The organism is Cellulomonas gilvus ATCC 13127, assembly GCF_000218545.1.
GTDB classification, from domain to species: Bacteria; Actinomycetota; Actinomycetes; order Actinomycetales; family Cellulomonadaceae; genus Cellulomonas; species Cellulomonas gilvus.
Window position 1 is genome coordinate 1 of record NC_015671.1, and the last position, 15,512, is coordinate 15,512.

Annotated in this window: 12 protein-coding genes and 2 tRNA genes; 12 read left to right on the forward strand and 2 right to left on the reverse strand. The window is 71.9% G+C overall.

What is annotated here, in order from left to right:
• Positions 1–22: 22 nt before the first annotated feature.
• The 11 genes from dnaA (at position 23) to CELGI_RS00050 (ending at position 12,288) form a co-directional block, all read left to right on the forward strand.
• Complete coding sequence (gene dnaA, locus CELGI_RS00005; protein WP_013882065.1) at positions 23–1,534, forward strand: chromosomal replication initiator protein DnaA; 1,512 nt, start codon at positions 23–25, stop codon at positions 1,532–1,534.
• Between the two features lie 688 nt (positions 1,535–2,222).
• Entirely contained in the window at positions 2,223–3,353 is a 1,131-nt protein-coding gene (gene dnaN, locus CELGI_RS00010) for a DNA polymerase III subunit beta (protein ID WP_013882066.1), read from the forward strand.
• A 106-nt stretch (positions 3,354–3,459) separates the two neighbouring features.
• The gene (gnd, locus tag CELGI_RS00015) at positions 3,460–4,347 is read left to right on the forward strand and encodes a phosphogluconate dehydrogenase (NAD(+)-dependent, decarboxylating) (RefSeq protein ID WP_013882067.1); all 888 of its coding nucleotides are present in this window, start codon (positions 3,460–3,462) and stop codon (positions 4,345–4,347) included.
• 7 nt (positions 4,348–4,354) lie between these two features.
• The gene (recF, locus tag CELGI_RS00020; RefSeq protein WP_013882068.1) at positions 4,355–5,536 is read left to right on the forward strand and encodes a DNA replication/repair protein RecF; all 1,182 of its coding nucleotides are present in this window, start codon (positions 4,355–4,357) and stop codon (positions 5,534–5,536) included.
• The gene (locus CELGI_RS00025; RefSeq protein ID WP_013882069.1) at positions 5,526–6,074 is read left to right on the forward strand and encodes a DUF721 domain-containing protein; all 549 of its coding nucleotides are present in this window, start codon (positions 5,526–5,528) and stop codon (positions 6,072–6,074) included. Before recF ends, CELGI_RS00025 begins: the two co-directional genes overlap by 11 nt.
• A gap of 195 nt (positions 6,075–6,269) precedes the next feature.
• Positions 6,270–8,294 carry a DNA topoisomerase (ATP-hydrolyzing) subunit B gene (gene gyrB / locus CELGI_RS00030; RefSeq protein ID WP_013882070.1) on the forward strand — a complete coding sequence of 675 codons (2,025 nt, stop codon included), beginning with the start codon at positions 6,270–6,272 and terminating at the stop codon, positions 8,292–8,294.
• 56 nt (positions 8,295–8,350) lie between these two features.
• Positions 8,351–10,972: a DNA gyrase subunit A gene (gene gyrA / locus CELGI_RS00035; protein WP_013882071.1), complete on the forward strand. Its 2,622-nt coding sequence runs from the start codon at positions 8,351–8,353 to the stop codon at positions 10,970–10,972.
• Positions 10,973–11,118: 146 nt separating this feature from the next.
• Entirely contained in the window at positions 11,119–11,877 is a 759-nt protein-coding gene (locus tag CELGI_RS00040) for a DUF3566 domain-containing protein (RefSeq protein WP_245528122.1), read from the forward strand.
• 77 nt (positions 11,878–11,954) lie between these two features.
• Positions 11,955–12,028 (forward strand) — tRNA-Ile (locus CELGI_RS00045).
• Between the two features lie 23 nt (positions 12,029–12,051).
• Positions 12,052–12,171, forward strand: a complete 120-nt coding sequence (locus CELGI_RS17440) for a DLW-39 family protein (protein WP_013882073.1) — start codon at positions 12,052–12,054, stop codon at positions 12,169–12,171.
• 41 nt (positions 12,172–12,212) lie between these two features.
• Positions 12,213–12,288, forward strand: a tRNA-Ala gene (locus CELGI_RS00050).
• A 40-nt stretch (positions 12,289–12,328) separates the two neighbouring features.
• Here CELGI_RS00050 and CELGI_RS00055 read toward each other — a convergent pair.
• The gene (locus CELGI_RS00055) at positions 12,329–13,525 is read right to left on the reverse strand and encodes a benzoate/H(+) symporter BenE family transporter (RefSeq protein ID WP_013882074.1); all 1,197 of its coding nucleotides are present in this window, start codon (positions 13,523–13,525) and stop codon (positions 12,329–12,331) included.
• A gap of 128 nt (positions 13,526–13,653) precedes the next feature.
• On the opposite strand from CELGI_RS00055, the gene CELGI_RS00060 reads away from it, so the two are divergent.
• Positions 13,654–14,916, forward strand: a complete 1,263-nt coding sequence (locus tag CELGI_RS00060) for a carboxypeptidase-like regulatory domain-containing protein (RefSeq protein WP_013882075.1) — start codon at positions 13,654–13,656, stop codon at positions 14,914–14,916.
• A gap of 13 nt (positions 14,917–14,929) precedes the next feature.
• Here CELGI_RS00060 and CELGI_RS00065 read toward each other — a convergent pair whose 3' ends face one another.
• Complete coding sequence (locus tag CELGI_RS00065) at positions 14,930–15,493, reverse strand: hypothetical protein (RefSeq protein WP_013882076.1); 564 nt, start codon at positions 15,491–15,493, stop codon at positions 14,930–14,932.
• Positions 15,494–15,512 lie beyond the last annotated feature (19 nt).

Consider the following 15,512-nt stretch of genomic DNA (forward strand, 5'->3'; position numbering starts at 1 on the left):
ACGACACAGACCGAGGTAGGACGTGGCACAGGACGAAGAGCTCTCCCGGGTCTGGGGTCACGTGGTGACCACGCTCGAGGAGAGCCCGGACATCACGCAGCGTCAGCTCGCGTTCGTCCGGCTCGCCCAGCCGCTCGGGCTCCTCGACGGGACGATCATCCTGGCGGTCGGCAACGAGTACACCAAGGAGTACCTCGAGACCAAGGTCCGCGCCGAGGTCACCTCGGCGCTGGGCTCGGCGCTCGGCCGTGACGGTCGGTTCGCGATCACGGTGGACCCGAGCCTCGTCGACGACGCTCCCCCGGCCGTCCGTGCGATGACGTCCGCCCCCGAGCTGGGCGTCGTGACCGACGGGACCGACGAGCGCGGGGCCCCGAACCGGACCGTGCCGACGGACGCCGACACCGGCCGGCACGAGCGGTCGCCGATGCTGAGCGAGTCCGCCGAGCCCACGCGCCCGGTGCGCGAGACCGCCTCGTCGCGACGCCCCGCCGCCGAGCCGGCGCGGCTCAACCCGCACTACCTGTTCGAGACGTTCGTCATCGGCTCGTCCAACCGGTTCGCGCACGCGGCGGCCGTCGCCGTCGCGGAGGCGCCCGCCAAGGCGTACAACCCGCTGTTCATCTACGGCGACTCGGGTCTGGGCAAGACGCACCTGCTGCACGCGATCGGCCACTACGCGCAGAACCTCTATCCGAGCGTGCGCGTGCGCTACGTGAACTCCGAGGAGTTCACGAACGACTTCATCAACTCGATCTCCGAGGGCAAGGCGGGTGCGTTCCAGCGCCGCTACCGCGAGGTCGACGTGCTCCTCATCGACGACATCCAGTTCCTGCAGGGCAAGGAACAGACGATGGAGGAGTTCTTCCACACGTTCAACACGCTGCACAACGCCAACAAGCAGGTGGTCATCACCTCCGACCTGCCGCCCAAGCAGCTCAACGGCTTCGAGGACCGGATGCGCTCCCGCTTCGAGTGGGGACTCATCACCGACGTCCAGCCGCCCGACCTCGAGACGCGGATCGCGATCCTGCGCAAGAAGGCCGGCGGCGACAACATGCAGGCGCCACCGGACGTCCTGGAGTACATCGCCTCCAAGATCTCCACGAACATCCGTGAGCTCGAGGGTGCGCTGATCCGCGTGACCGCGTTCGCCAGCCTGAACCGGCAGCAGGTGGACCTGTCGCTGGCCGAGATCGTCCTCAAGGACCTCATCACGGACGACCAGACCACCGAGATCACCGCCACCCAGGTCATCGGGCAGACGGCCGCGTACTTCGGCCTGAGCATCGAGGACCTGTGCGGCTCGTCCCGCTCGCGCGTGCTCGTCACCGCACGCCAGATCGCGATGTACCTGTGCCGTGAGCTCACGGACTTGTCGCTGCCCAAGATCGGGCAGGCGTTCGGCGGACGGGACCACACCACGGTGATGCACGCGAACCGCAAGATCCGCGAGCTGATGGCGGAGCGCCGGTCGATCTACAACCAGGTCACCGAGCTCACGAACCGCATCAAGCAGCAGTCCCGAGGCTGACGACAGTCTTCTCCCCAGGTTTTTCCACAGGGCGAGGGACAGCGCTGGGGATCACGTGAAAAGCATCACGCATCGGGCGTAACGGACGCTCCCGTGGCACTTATGCGGCCCTGACCAGCGATGACGCCCCTTCGACTGCGTGCACGGGACCCAGGCGCACCCGAACCCGGACAGAGCAGGACAGACCGGGGCGCGAATCGGACGACCCTCATCCCCAGGTCCAAGCATGCATGGGACGAATACTCACACCTGTGCACAGGCCTGTGGACGACGGTGGACGACGCACGCAGAGATGTGGACGCGGGGCGACGCCACGGTGGACGACGAATGACACGTCCGCGACCGTCCACCGTCGTCCACCGACCGCCCGGTGCCGCGCACAGCCGGCGTGCACATCCCGGATGGCACGCCGACCTGCACGGATGTCATCTCGTCCACACCGTGCACAGGTGCGATGACGACGACGAGACTTGACCAGGGGGATGATCCACACACCTTCGCTGGGCGAGGACGGCGAGCCGGACCGGCTCCTGGCCACGGCCCCGGTGCACCCGCACGGAGCCCGGACGAACCACACGGTCAGGCGCCTCCGGTCACGCCACGGGCGTCGGACCTCTCGCGTAGTCTTCGCCTCACGACGGCCCCGCGCCGCTCGCAGGAGACGCCGTACGACGAGAGGTAGTGGTCCATGAGGTTCCGGGTCGAGCGCGACGTTCTCGCCGAGGCCGTCACCTGGACGGCCCGCAGCCTGCCGACCCGGCCGCCCGTCCCCGTGCTGGCCGGCGTGCGGATCGAGGCGGACGCATCGGGCACCATCCAGCTCTCGAGCTTCGACTACGAGGTCTCGGCACGCTCGCAGATCCCCGCGGACGTCACGGAGCCCGGGACGGTCCTGGTCTCGGGCCGCCTGCTGGCCGAGATCTCGCGCTCGCTGCCGGACAAGCCGGTCGACGTGTCGCTCGACGGCACCAAGGTGGTCGTGACCTGCGGTGCGAGCCGCTTCACGCTGCTCACCATGCCGGTCGAGGACTACCCGAACCTCCCGGTGATGCCGCCGGTGACCGGCACGGTCGACGGCGACGCGCTCACGCACGCGGTCGCGCAGGTCTCGGTCGCGGCCAGCCGCGACGACACGCTCCCGCTGCTCACGGGCGTGCGCGTCGAGATCGAGGGCGAGAAGGTCACGCTCCTGGCCACGGACCGCTACCGCCTCGCGCTGCGTGAGCTCACGTGGACCCCCGCGTCGCCCGACATCTCGACCGTCGCGCTCGTCCGTGCGCGCACGCTCTCGGACGCGGCGAAGTCGCTCGGCAGCGCCGGCTCGGTCGCGGTGAGCCTCTCCACGGGTGCGGGTGTGGACCTCATCGGGTTCGAGGCTGCGGGACGGCAGTCCACGAGCCTGCTCGTCGACGGCGACTACCCCGCGGTGCGCCGTCTGTTCCCCGACGAGACGCCGATCCACGCGATCGTGTCGACGGGTCAGCTCGCGGAGGCCGCCAAGCGTGTCGCGCTCGTCGCGGAGCGCAACACCCCGATCCGCCTGAGCTTCTCCGAGGGTCAGGTGGTGCTCGACGCCGGTCAGGGCGACGACGCGCAGGCGTCCGAGGCGCTCACGGCGACGCTCGAGGGTGAGGACATCTCGGTCGCGTTCAACCCGCAGTTCCTCGCGGACGGGCTCGGCGCGCTCGACACCCCGTTCGTGCGGCTGTCGTTCACGCACCCGAACAAGCCGGTCGAGTTCACGGGTCAGGACTCGCTCGAGGGCGAGGACGACAAGAGCTACCGCTACCTGCTGGTCCCGATCCGCTTCGCCAGCTGAGCGATCGCGGAGAGACCAGCACGACGAGCGTCGACGCCGCTCGCTGCGGCACAGTGAGGCCAGCACGACGAACGGCACGACGCGCCACGAGGGAAGGACGCTCGTCATGAAGATCGGTCTGGTGGGCCTGGGCAAGATGGGCGCCAACATGCGCGAGCGCCTGCGGCGCGCGGGCATCGAGGTGGTCGGTTTCGACAGGAACCCCGAGGTCACGGACGTGGACTCGCTGGCGGACCTGGTCGAGGCGCTGCCGCAGGGTGAGCGCGTGGTGTGGGTCATGGTGCCGTCGGGACCCGTGACGGACGGCGTCATCACCGAGCTCGCGGGCCTGCTGGCACCGGGCGATGCGGTGATCGACGGCGGCAACTCGTACTACCAGGACGACGTCCCGCACGCGGAGCTGCTCGCCGCGCACGGGATCGGGTTCCTGGACGCGGGTGTCTCAGGCGGAGTGTGGGGGCTCGAGAACGGGTACGGCCTGATGGTGGGCGGCGACGCCGCGCTGGTCGAGCGGGTCATGCCGGTGTTCGACGCGCTGCGCCCGCCCGGTGAGCGCGTGGACGGGTTCGTGCACGCGGGCACGGTCGGCGCCGGCCACTACGCGAAGATGGTGCACAACGGCATCGAGTACGGGCTGATGCAGGCGTACGCCGAGGGCTACGAGCTGTTGGCGGCGAAGGACCTGGTCACGGACGTGCACGGCACCATGCGCGCGTGGACGCAGGGCACCGTCGTGCGCTCGTGGCTGCTCGAGCTGCTGGTCCGCGCGCTCGAGGAGGACCCCGGCCTGGCCGCGATCGACGACTGGGTCGAGGACTCGGGCGAGGGCCGGTGGACGGTGGACGAGGCGATCGACCTCGCGGTGCCGGCACCCGTCATCTCGGCCGCGCTGTTCGCGCGGTTCGCCTCGCGGCAGGGCGAGTCACCCGCGATGAAGGCGGTCGCGGCGCTGCGTCAGCAGTTCGGCGGCCACGCCGTCAAGCCCGCGCCCTGAGGACCTGATGTACGTCGCGCACCTGCACCTGACCGACTTCCGGTCGTACCCGCACGTCGAGCTCGCGCTCGACCCTGGGATCACGGCGTTCGTCGGCCCGAACGGCCAGGGCAAGACGAACCTCGTCGAGGCGGTCGGCTACGTGGCGACGCTCAGCAGCCACCGCGTCCCCACGGACGCCGCGATGGTGCGGGCGGGCACGGCGCGCGCGGTCGTGGGCACCAAGGTCGTCCGCGAGCTCGAACCGGGGCGTCCGCGCGCCACGGTGGTCGAGGTCGAGATCACCCCGGGCAAGGCGAACCGCGCGCGCGTCAACGGCGGCAGCCCGGTGCGCGCGCGGGACGTGCTCGGGATCCTGCGCACGGTCCTGTTCGCGCCCGAGGACCTCGCGCTGGTCAAGGGTGACCCGGACGGGCGGCGCCGGTTCCTCGACGAGCTGCTGGTCCAGCTCGTGCCGCGCACCGCGGCGACGGTCGCGGACTACGAGCGCGTGCTGCGGCAGCGGTCGGCGCTGCTCAAGTCCGCGGCCGCGGCGGCGCGCAACCGGCAGGGTGCGGACCTGCGCACGCTCGACGTGTGGGACGGCAAGCTCGCGCAGCTGGGCGCGCGCATCGTGGTCGAGCGCCGACGACTGGTCGCCGCGCTCGCCCCGCTGGTCGCCGAGGCGTACGAGCAGGTCAGCGCGGGTCAGGGCGCCGCCGTGATCACCTACCGGGCCTCGCTCGACAGCGCGCTCGAGGACCAGTCCCCTGCCCCGCTGGACGCGCCGGCCGAGCTCGTCGAGGCACAGCTGCTCGAGGCGATGGGGCGGCTGCGGCCCAAGGAGATCGAGCGCGGGGTGTGCCTGGTGGGTCCGCACCGGGACGACCTGGTGCTGACGCTCGCCGACCTGCCGGCCAAGGGGTACGCGAGCCATGGCGAGTCCTGGTCGTTCGCGCTGGCGCTGCGGCTCGCGTCCTGGCGCGTGCTGACCGAGGGTGCCGGGCACGAGGGTCCGGACGACGAGCCCGTGCTCATCCTGGACGACGTGTTCGCCGAGCTCGACGCGCGCCGCCGCGAGAGGCTCGCGACGCTCGTCGCACCCGCGCGCCAGGTGCTCATCACGGCGGCGGTCGCCCAGGACGTCCCCGAACCGCTGGCCGGAGCGCGCGTGGACGTCATGGGCGGTGAGGTCGCGCGTGTCCTCTAGGCGCCCGCCGGCCGCCGAGGCTCCCCGCCCGTTGCGGGAGCTCGTGGAGCTGACCCCCGAGCGACTGGTGGCCGCCGCGGCGCTCGGCCGCGCCAAGGAGAACGCCCGGCGCCGCGGGCTGCGGCCGGGTGAGGCACCCCGCCGGCGCGCCGACGTGCAGCTCGGCGACGCGCGGCCGGGCGGGCGGGACCCGCGCACGGTCGCCGAGACGCTGGACTCGCTCGTCGGCCAGCTGGCGTGGGCGCCCGGGGTGGCGGGCGGGACCATCCAGGCGCGGTGGGCCGAGCTGCTCGGCGCCGAGGTCGCGGCGCGCGCGAGCTACGTCTCGTTCGACGCGGGTGTGCTGACCATGCGCGCGGACTCGACGGCCTGGGCCACGAACCTGCGCTGGGCCGTGCCGACGATGCTGCGCACGCTGGCCACCGAGCTGGGTGAGGGAGTCGTGCTGCAGATCGAGGTGCAGGGCCCGGGCGGACCGGGCTTCGGCCGTGGGCCGCGCAGCGTGCGCGGCCGCGGCGTGCGTGACACGTACGGGTGAGCACGTCGCCCGGGGGAACGGTTCCACGCCACGCACCCGTTCGCGAGGGTCCCGGCCCGCCGGACAGGTAGACTTCTCGGGTCACTCTTGGCGCCCTGGCGCCCGGAACTCCAGCGTCACGGAGTGATCTGCCCTCCTCGCGGTCGGGCGGCCCGCTCCGGCGCTTTTCGCGGATCCTGAGGAGCACCACCGCCCGTGGCCGAGCAGCCCAGCACACAGCCGCAGTCCGACGGCTCCTACGACGCCGACGCGATCACCGTCCTCGAAGGACTCGAGGCCGTCCGCAAGCGACCGGGCATGTACATCGGCTCGACCGGTGAGCGCGGTCTGCACCACCTGGTCTACGAGATCGTCGACAACTCGGTCGACGAGGCGCTCGCGGGGTACTGCGATCACATCGAGGTGACGCTGCGCGCCGACGGTGGCGTGCGCGTCGTCGACAACGGGCGTGGCATCCCGGTGGCGATCCACCCCACCGAGGGCAAGCCCACGCTCGAGGTCGTCATGACGATCCTGCACGCGGGCGGCAAGTTCGGCGGCAGCGGGTACGCGGTCTCGGGCGGTCTGCACGGCGTGGGCGTGTCCGTGGTCAACGCGCTGTCGAGCCGTGTCGAGTCGGTCATCAAGCGTGACGGCTACACGTGGGAGATGGACTTCGAGAACGGCGGCAAGCCGGTCGGCACGTTGCGGCAGGGCGAGCCCACGCAGGAGACCGGCACGCAGCAGACGTTCTGGGCCGACGACACGATCTTCGAGACCGTCGAGTACGACTTCGAGACGCTGCGCAGCCGCTTCCAGCAGATGGCCTTCCTCAACAAGGGTCTGCAGATCACGCTCACCGACGAGCGTCCGCAGCACCTGGGGACCGAGGACGAGGTCGCGGGCGAGTCCGAGGGCGACAGCGACGCACCCGCGGCGCGCGTGGTCACCTACCGGTACGACGACGGGCTGCTCGACTACGTCAAGCACCTCAACTCGGCCAAGCGCGTCGAGCTGGTCCACCCCGAGGTCATCGACTTCGAGGCGGAGGACACCGAGCGCCGCATCTCGGTCGAGGTGGCGATGCAGTGGACCACGGCGTACTCCGAGTCGGTGCACACGTACGCCAACACGATCTCGACGACCGAGGGCGGCACGCACGAGGAGGGCTTCCGTGCGGCGATGACCGGTCTGATCAACCGGTACGCGCGGGACAAGAACCTGCTCAAGGACAAGGACGACAACCTCACGGGCGACGACATCCGCGAAGGGCTCACGGCCGTGATCTCGGTCAAGCTCGGCGAGCCGCAGTTCGAGGGGCAGACCAAGACGAAGCTCGGCAACACCGAGGCGAAGACGTTCGTGCAGCGCGTCGTCAACGACCAGCTCGGCGACTGGCTGGACTCGCACCCGAACGAGGCGCGGGACGTGATCCGCAAGTCGATCCAGGCGGCCGCGGCGCGCATGGCGGCGCGCAAGGCGCGGGAGGCCACGCGGCGCAAGGGCCTGCTCGAGTCGGGCGGCATGCCGGGCAAGCTCAAGGACTGCCAGTCCAACCGCCCGGAGGAGTGCGAGGTCTTCATCGTCGAGGGCGACTCGGCCGGCGGCTCGGCGGTGCGCGGTCGCAACCCCCGCACGCAGGCGATCCTGCCCATCCGCGGGAAGATCCTCAACGTCGAGCGCGCGCGCCTGGACCGCGCGCTGTCCAACCAGGAGGTGCAGGCGCTCATCACGGCGTTCGGCACCGGCATCGGTGAGGACTTCGACCTGGCCAAGCTGCGGTACCACAAGATCGTGCTGATGGCGGATGCCGACGTCGACGGTCAGCACATCCGCACGCTGCTGCTGACGCTGCTGTTCCGGTACATGCCCGAGCTGATCATGCACGGGCACGTCTACATGGCCCAGCCGCCCCTGTACCGGATCAAGTGGTCCAACGCCGAGCACGACTACGTGTACTCCGACCGTGAGCGCGACGCGTTCGTCACCGAGGGCACCGCCGCGGGCAAGCGCCTGCCCAAGGAGAACGCGATCCAGCGCTACAAGGGTCTGGGCGAGATGGACTACTCGGAGCTCTGGGAGACCACGATGTCGCCCGAGCACCGGACGCTGCTGCAGGTCACGCTGGACGAGGCCGCGGCGGCCGACGAGGTCTTCTCCGTGCTGATGGGCGAGGACGTGGAGGCGCGGCGCTCGTTCATCCAGCGCAACGCCAAGGACGTGCGCTTCCTCGACATCTAGCCCGTCGGCCCGGGCTGACGAACCTCTGCGTGACCACGAACTGACGAAGGACTGACGTGACCGACATCCCGAACGGCGACGGCATCGAGCACGGCCGGATCGACCAGGTCGACCTGCAGCTCGAGATGCAGCGGTCGTACCTGGACTACGCGATGGCGGTCATCGTCGGGCGCGCTCTGCCCGACGTGCGCGACGGCCTCAAGCCCGTGCACCGCCGCGTGCTGTACGCGATGTACGACGGCGGCTACCGGCCGGACCGCCAGTTCTCCAAGTGCAGCCGCGTCGTCGGCGACGTCATGGGCAAGTACCACCCGCACGGCGACACCGCGATCTACGACGCCCTGGTGCGCCTGGTCCAGGACTGGTCGCTGCGCTACCCGCTGGTGGCCGGCCAGGGCAACTTCGGCTCCCCCGGCGACGACCCCGCGGCCGCGCCGCGGTACACCGAGTGCAAGATGGCCCCGCTCGCCATGGAGATGGTGCGGGACATCGACGAGGACACGGTCGAGTTCGGCGACAACTACGACGGCCGCACGCAGGAGCCGCAGGTCCTGCCGAGCCGCTTCCCGAACCTGCTGGTCAACGGCTCGGCGGGCATCGCGGTCGGCATGGCGACGAACATCCCGCCGCACAACCTGCGTGAGGTCGCCGCGGGTGTGCAGTGGCACCTGGACCACCCGGACGCGTCCAAGGAGGAGCTGCTCGAGGCGCTCATGGAGCGCATCCAGGGGCCCGACTTCCCCACCGCCGCCACGATCCTCGGCCGGCGCGGCATCGAGGAGGCGTACCGCACGGGTCGCGGCTCGATCACCATGCGCGCCGTGGTCGAGGTCGAGGAGATCCAGGGGCGCATCTGCCTCGTCGTGACCGAGCTGCCGTACCAGGTGAACCCGGACGCCCTGGCCAAGAAGATCGCGGAGCTGGTCCGCGAGAACAAGGTCGGCGGCATCGCGGACATCCGCGACGAGACGTCGGGCCGCACCGGTCAGCGCCTGGTGATCGTGCTCAAGCGCGACGCGGTCGCCAAGGTCGTGCTGAACAACCTGTACAAGCACACGCAGCTGCAGGACACGTTCGGCGCCAACATGCTCGCGCTCGTCGACGGCGTGCCGCGCACGCTCAGCATCGACGCGTTCGTGCGGCACTGGACCGCGCACCAGCTGGACGTGATCCAGCGGCGGACGCGCTACCGGCTGCGCAAGGCCGAGGAGCAGATCCACATCTACCGCGGCTACCTCAAGGCGCTCGACGCGCTGGACGAGGTCATCGCGCTGATCCGTCGCTCGCCGGACGCCGAGGAGGCCCGCACGGGCCTGATGGAGCTCCTGGACGTCGACGAGGTGCAGGCCAACGCGATCCTCAACCTGCAGCTGCGTCGGCTCGCCGCGCTGCAGCGGCAGGAGATCCTGCAGCGCTACGCCGAGCTCGAGGCGCAGATCACGGAGTACAACGCGATCCTCGCCTCCGAGCTCCGGCAGCGGACGATCGTCTCCGAGGAGCTCGCGGAGATCGTCGAGAAGTTCGGCGACGAGCGTCGTACGCGCATCCTGCCGTTCGACGGCGAGGTCAGCGTCGAGGACCTCATCGCCGAGGAGGAGATCGTCGTGACGATCACCCGCGGCGGGTACGCCAAGCGCACGCGCAGCGACAGCTACCGCGCGCAGCGCCGCGGCGGCAAGGGCGTCAAGGGCGCGCAGCTGCGCGAGGACGACCTGGTGGACCACTTCTTCGTCACGACCACGCACCACTGGTTGCTGTTCTTCACCAACCTGGGTCGCGTGTACCGCGCCAAGGCGTACGAGCTGCCCGAGGCGGGCCGGGACGCGAAGGGTCAGCACGTCGCCAACCTGCTCGCGTTCCAGCCCGACGAGAAGATCGCCCAGGTCCTGGACCTGCGCGACTACGACCGCGCCGAGTACCTGGTGCTGGCGACGCAGCGCGGGCTGGTGAAGAAGACGCGCCTGACGGAGTACGACTCCAACCGCTCGGGCGGCGTGATCGCGATCAACCTGCGCGAGGACGAGGACGGTCTGCCCGACGAGCTCGTGGCCGCACGTCTGGTCGACGCGGACCAGGACATGATCCTGGTCTCGCGCAAGGGCCAGTCCGTGCGCTTCACGGCGGACGACGAGCAGATGCGGCCGATGGGCCGTGCGACGTCGGGCGTCAAGGGCATGGAGTTCCGGGACGACGACGAGCTGCTCGCGGCGGACGTGGTCCGCGAGGACGCGTACCTGTTCACGGTCACCGAGGGCGGCATCGCCAAGCGCACGGCGCTCACGGTCGAGAACTACCGCCAGCAGCGACGTGGCGGCCTGGGCATCAAGGTGGCCAACCTGCCGGAGCAGAACGGGAACCTGGTGGGCGCCCTGGTCGTGGACCCGGACGACGAGGTGCTGGTGATCATGGAGCGCGGCAAGGTGGTGCGCTCGGCGGTCTCCGAGGTGAACGCCACGGGACGCAACACGCAGGGCGTGATCTTCGCCAAGCCCGACTCCGGGGACCGGATCATCGCGGTCGCGCGGAACACGGAACGCCAGGAGACGGACGAAGCCGGTACCGTGGTCGGCGGAACCGACACCCCGGCGCCTGCTGACGGGGTCACCGCACCGGCCTCGACCGAGGCCACCGGCCCGGCCGAGAGCCAGTCCGACGACTCGTCCGCGGAGGACGCATGACCGATCCCGCACCCCCCTCCATCCCGCCGCGCCAGCGACCCACGAACCCGCCGACCACGTCGGCGCGTCCCGGGAAGACCTCGGCGGGGCGTGGCGGCGGGGCGCGGGGACCGGCCACGGCCGGCTCGTCGGCGGGACCGGCTGCGGTGCCCACCGGGCAGGCCGCGTCCGTCCCGGTGCCGCCGCCGCCGGCCCCGTCCGGCGGCAGCACCGCGACCCGGCCTGCGGGCGGGTCCTCCCCGAGCGGCGCAGCGACGCCGCCGGCACCCGGCGCGGAGCACGACCCGCCCACGCCGCTCATGGTGGCCGTCGACCGGACGACCGCCTGGTTCAAGAAGGCGGCCGGTGCGACGAGCACCGCCAAGTCGACCGCGACGCGCCCCACGACCGAGGACCCTGCCATGACGACGACTCCCGCGACGCGACCCGACACCGCGCCCGCCTCGGTCCCGCCCGCCGGCGCGGGCGGCGGCAAGGCCAACCCGGCCGGCTCGTCGGCCCGGCCGGCGACCGGCCGCATCCCCACCGTCTCGGCCGCGGGCGGCCCGCGACGCGTGCGGCTGGCGATCTCGCGCATCGACCCGTGGTCGGTGATGAAGCTGTCGTTCCTGATGTCGGTCGCGTTCGGCATCCTGATCGTGGTCGCGGTGGGCGTGATCTGGTACACGCTCAACGGCCTGCACGTCTTCACCAACATCGACGGGCTGGTCAAGCAGGTCACGGGCACCGAGGGCAACATCGACATCCTCAAGTACGTCGAGTTCAAGCGCGTGATCTCGGGCGCGACGCTGATCGCCGTGGTCGACGTGTTCCTGCTGACGGCGCTCGCGACCATCGGGGCGTTCCTCTACAACATCGTCGCCGCGCTGGTCGGCGGCCTGCACGTGACCATGACGGACGAGTGAGGCCGCACCACCCGGTTTGGGCGGCAGGCGGGCGCTGAGGTAGTCTCATGCGGCGCGCTGCTCGACGGTGCGCGCACGGGCCTATAGCTCAGACGGTTAGAGCGCTTCCCTGATAAGGAAGAGGTCACAGGTTCAAGTCCTGTTAGGCCCACTCTCGACCACGTGGGGGACCCGATGAAGAAGCTCCTGCTCCTGGCGGCGCTGGCCGCCGTCGGCTACGTCGTCTACCAGAAGGTGGCGCAGGACCGCGACGAGCGGGACCTGTGGTCCGAGGTCACCGACACCTTCGAGTGACACCCGTGCGCAGCGCCTGATCTCCGGTCGGCGCGGCGCGAGGGGCCATGGCGCAATTGGTAGCGCACCTGCTTTGCAAGCAGGGGGTTAGGGGTTCGAGTCCCCTTGGCTCCACCATCGTGACCACGCGGGAGACCGCGTCCGCGCGTCCCCTGGCTCAGGCGCCGCGCCGTGCGGCCGAGGCGCGGAGCGCCGTGCGCATCAGCAGTCCGGCGACCAGCGCCCAGAAGGCCGAGCCGACGCCCCAGATGGTGACGCCGCTCGCGGCGAGCAGCAACGCGACGACGGCGGCGACGCGGTCGTCGGGGTCGCTCACGGCGGCGAGGAGCGCTGCGGCCAGGGTGGACAGCAGCGCGAGCCCGGCGACGGACTCGACGAGGCCGGGCGGACCGCCGGCGACGAGCGACACGAGCGCGGGCGCCAGTGGCGCGAGCACCAGGTAGGTCCAGCCTGCCGCGGCCGATGCCCGCCACCGCTCGGCGGGGTCCGGGTGGGCCTCGGGCGAGGCGGGCAGCGCGGCGGTGATCGCGGCGAGGTTGACGGCGTGCGCGCCGGCGGGTGCGCCCAGCACCGTGCCGAAGCCGGTCAGCAGCATCGTCGGACGCCACGGTGCGGTGTACCCCGCGGCCGCGAGCACCGCGACGCCGGGGACGTTCTGCGAGGCCATCGTGACGATCCACAGCGGCAGCGCGAGGCCCAGCAGCGCTGTGCCGTCGAGCACGGGCATGGTGAGCGTGACGGACGGCAGCCCGGGCCAGCTCTGCGTGCCGTCCTGCACGCCCACCACCAGCGCGACGCCGAGCGCGACGACGAACGCCGCGGGCGCGGCCCAGCGCGGCGCGAGCAGGTGCACCACGAGCCACACCGCGACCACCGGCGCGACGACGAGGGGCGTGGCCGTCAGGGCGTGCACGGGCGCGAGGCACAGTGGCAGCAGCACGCCCGCGAGCATCGCCTGGGCGAGCGTGACGGGGATCGCGGCGACGAGCCGGCCCAGGCGTGCCCACAGCCCTGTGGCGGCGATGAGCAGGCCCGTGACGGCGAACGCCCCGACCGCGGCGGGCCAGCCCGACGCGGTGCCCGAGGCGGCGACGAGCAGGGCCGCGCCGGGGGTGGACCAGGCGAGCGTCACCGGGATCCGGTGCCGCCGGCTGAGCCACACGGTGCCGGCGCCCTGCAGCACGCACAACGTGACCAGGCCGACGGCGGCCTGGTCCGGGTCGGCACCCGTCGCCCGCAGACCCGCGAGCACCACCGCGAACGAGCTGGTGAACCCGACGAGCGCGGTGACGATGCCGGTGGTCGTGGTCTGACCGCGCGCGGCGGTCAGCGTGCGGGGCGCGGGCGCGGTCACGAGCCGAGACTAGGGGGCCGACGCGTGGCACATCACCCACTCGGCGCCTCGCGTGCGGGATGTCCGATTTGCGAGGATGACGGCTGGTGCGCGACGACGCCGTGGCCACCGGACCGAGGAGAAGCACCGTGCGCAAGACCCTGGCCGCTGCCGCGGCCGCCCTGATCGTCGTCGTCGGCCTCCTGGCGACCCCCGCGTCCGCGGTGCCCGTCCCTGCGGGACCCGTGCCCGCGGCCGGCGCGCCGTCCGCGGTGCACCACGCGGTCACGGCCCGCCTGGTGACGACGGGCGGTGCGCCGGTGGTGCTGCGTGAGGTGCGCATGGTCTCGACGCCGGGCAGCCCGGGCACGTACCGGGGCACGAGGTCCACGGACGGGACCGGCACCGCCCGGTTCCCCGACGTCCCGGACGGGACGTTCGTGGTGACGGCGTCGGTGCCGAGCGCCTCGGGCGCGGTGCAGGTGCGCCGGACCGTCCGGGTCGCGGGACAGGACGTGCGGACGACGATCGAGGTCGCGGTCGACGCGGCGCTGTTCGGCGCGGTCACGCGCGCCACGCGGCCGGTCGGGTCGGCCCTGGTGAGCGCGCGTCGGGTGGGCGCCACGGCGTGGTCGCCGACGGCGACGAGCGCCGCCAACGGCGTGTGGAGCATGACGGGCCGCTCCCCCGGCCGGTACGTGGTGATGGTCGACGGACGCGAGCGGGGCTACCTGACGACGTACTCCGGCGGCACCGTCCGGCTGCCCGACGCCGTCCCGGTCCGGGTGCGGGCGGGCGAGGCCGTACGGGCTGACGTGCGCACCGTGGCGGCCGCGACGCTCGTCGGACGCGTGCTCGACGACGACGGGGACCCCGTGGCGCGCGCGTACGTGCACGCCGACAACCTCGGGCGCTTCGGTTCGGCGGACGCGGTCACCGGGTCGGACGGGCGGTTCCGGCTCACGGGTCTGGCGACCGGGCGCGTGCGGATCGAGGTCCTCACGGGGAGCTTCGACCTGCTCGCGACGGCGGTCGTGGACGCCAAGCAGGGCGCGGTCCGCACGGTGCCGGTGCTGACCGCCCGGGCGGGTGCCCGGCCGACGCCGGGGGACGTGTGGGCCTCGCCCGTGCGCGCCGGTCGCGCCGCTGCGGGCGCGACGCTCACGGGGCGGGTCGAGCATGCGGGCGACGGCGTCGCGGGCGTGCAGGTGGTGGTCGCGACGACGAGCGGGAGCCCCGTCACCACGAAGGTGGTGACCGACGCCGACGGGAGCTGGACGATCACGGGGTGCCCGGCGGGCTCGTGGCGCGTGCAGGTCCGTGACCCGTACACGGGCGGCTACCTCGACGCGCGGCGCGCGGTGACGGTGACGGGGACGACGGTGCCGGTGGGCACGATCGTCGTGCGGTGACGCCCGCGGTCGGTCAGTCGCCCGCGCGGCGCGCGCGTTCGGTGATCTCCGCGAGCACGCGCGGCGTGTAGACGGCCACGGGCTCGGGCGACTCGGCGCCCTTCTCGAGCGTGGCCCACTGCCAGTACGGCGTGACGGACGCGCGCCGGCCCTCGACGTGCAGGCGCAGGTCCAGCAGCATCGCGTAGCGGTAGCCGAACCGACGCTGCAGCGCCTGGGCGCTGGACAGCTCGGGCACGTCGTCGGGACCCGACGCCTCGTCGACCGAGACGTGCGCGAGCAGCAGGTTGTGCTCGGGCCCGAGCAGGCCGCGCTGATGGACGATCAGGTCCGGGACGTGGCGCGTGTCCCCGTCGAACTGGACCGCCTGCTCGAGGACCATGCCCGACCTGTCGTACTCGGAGTCCACGCTCCACGTGCGCTCGACGGTCTGGCGCAGGTACCATCCCAGGTGGAATGCGATGGTGCGTGCGCTGGGCCTGCTCGTGCCGGTGGTCGGGGTGAACAGCGTCCACTCCTCGACCAGCGTGTTGGTCAGCGCGATGCGCAGGCGCGACTGCAGGTCGGCGAGGATCATGGCGGGACGCTACCGGGGC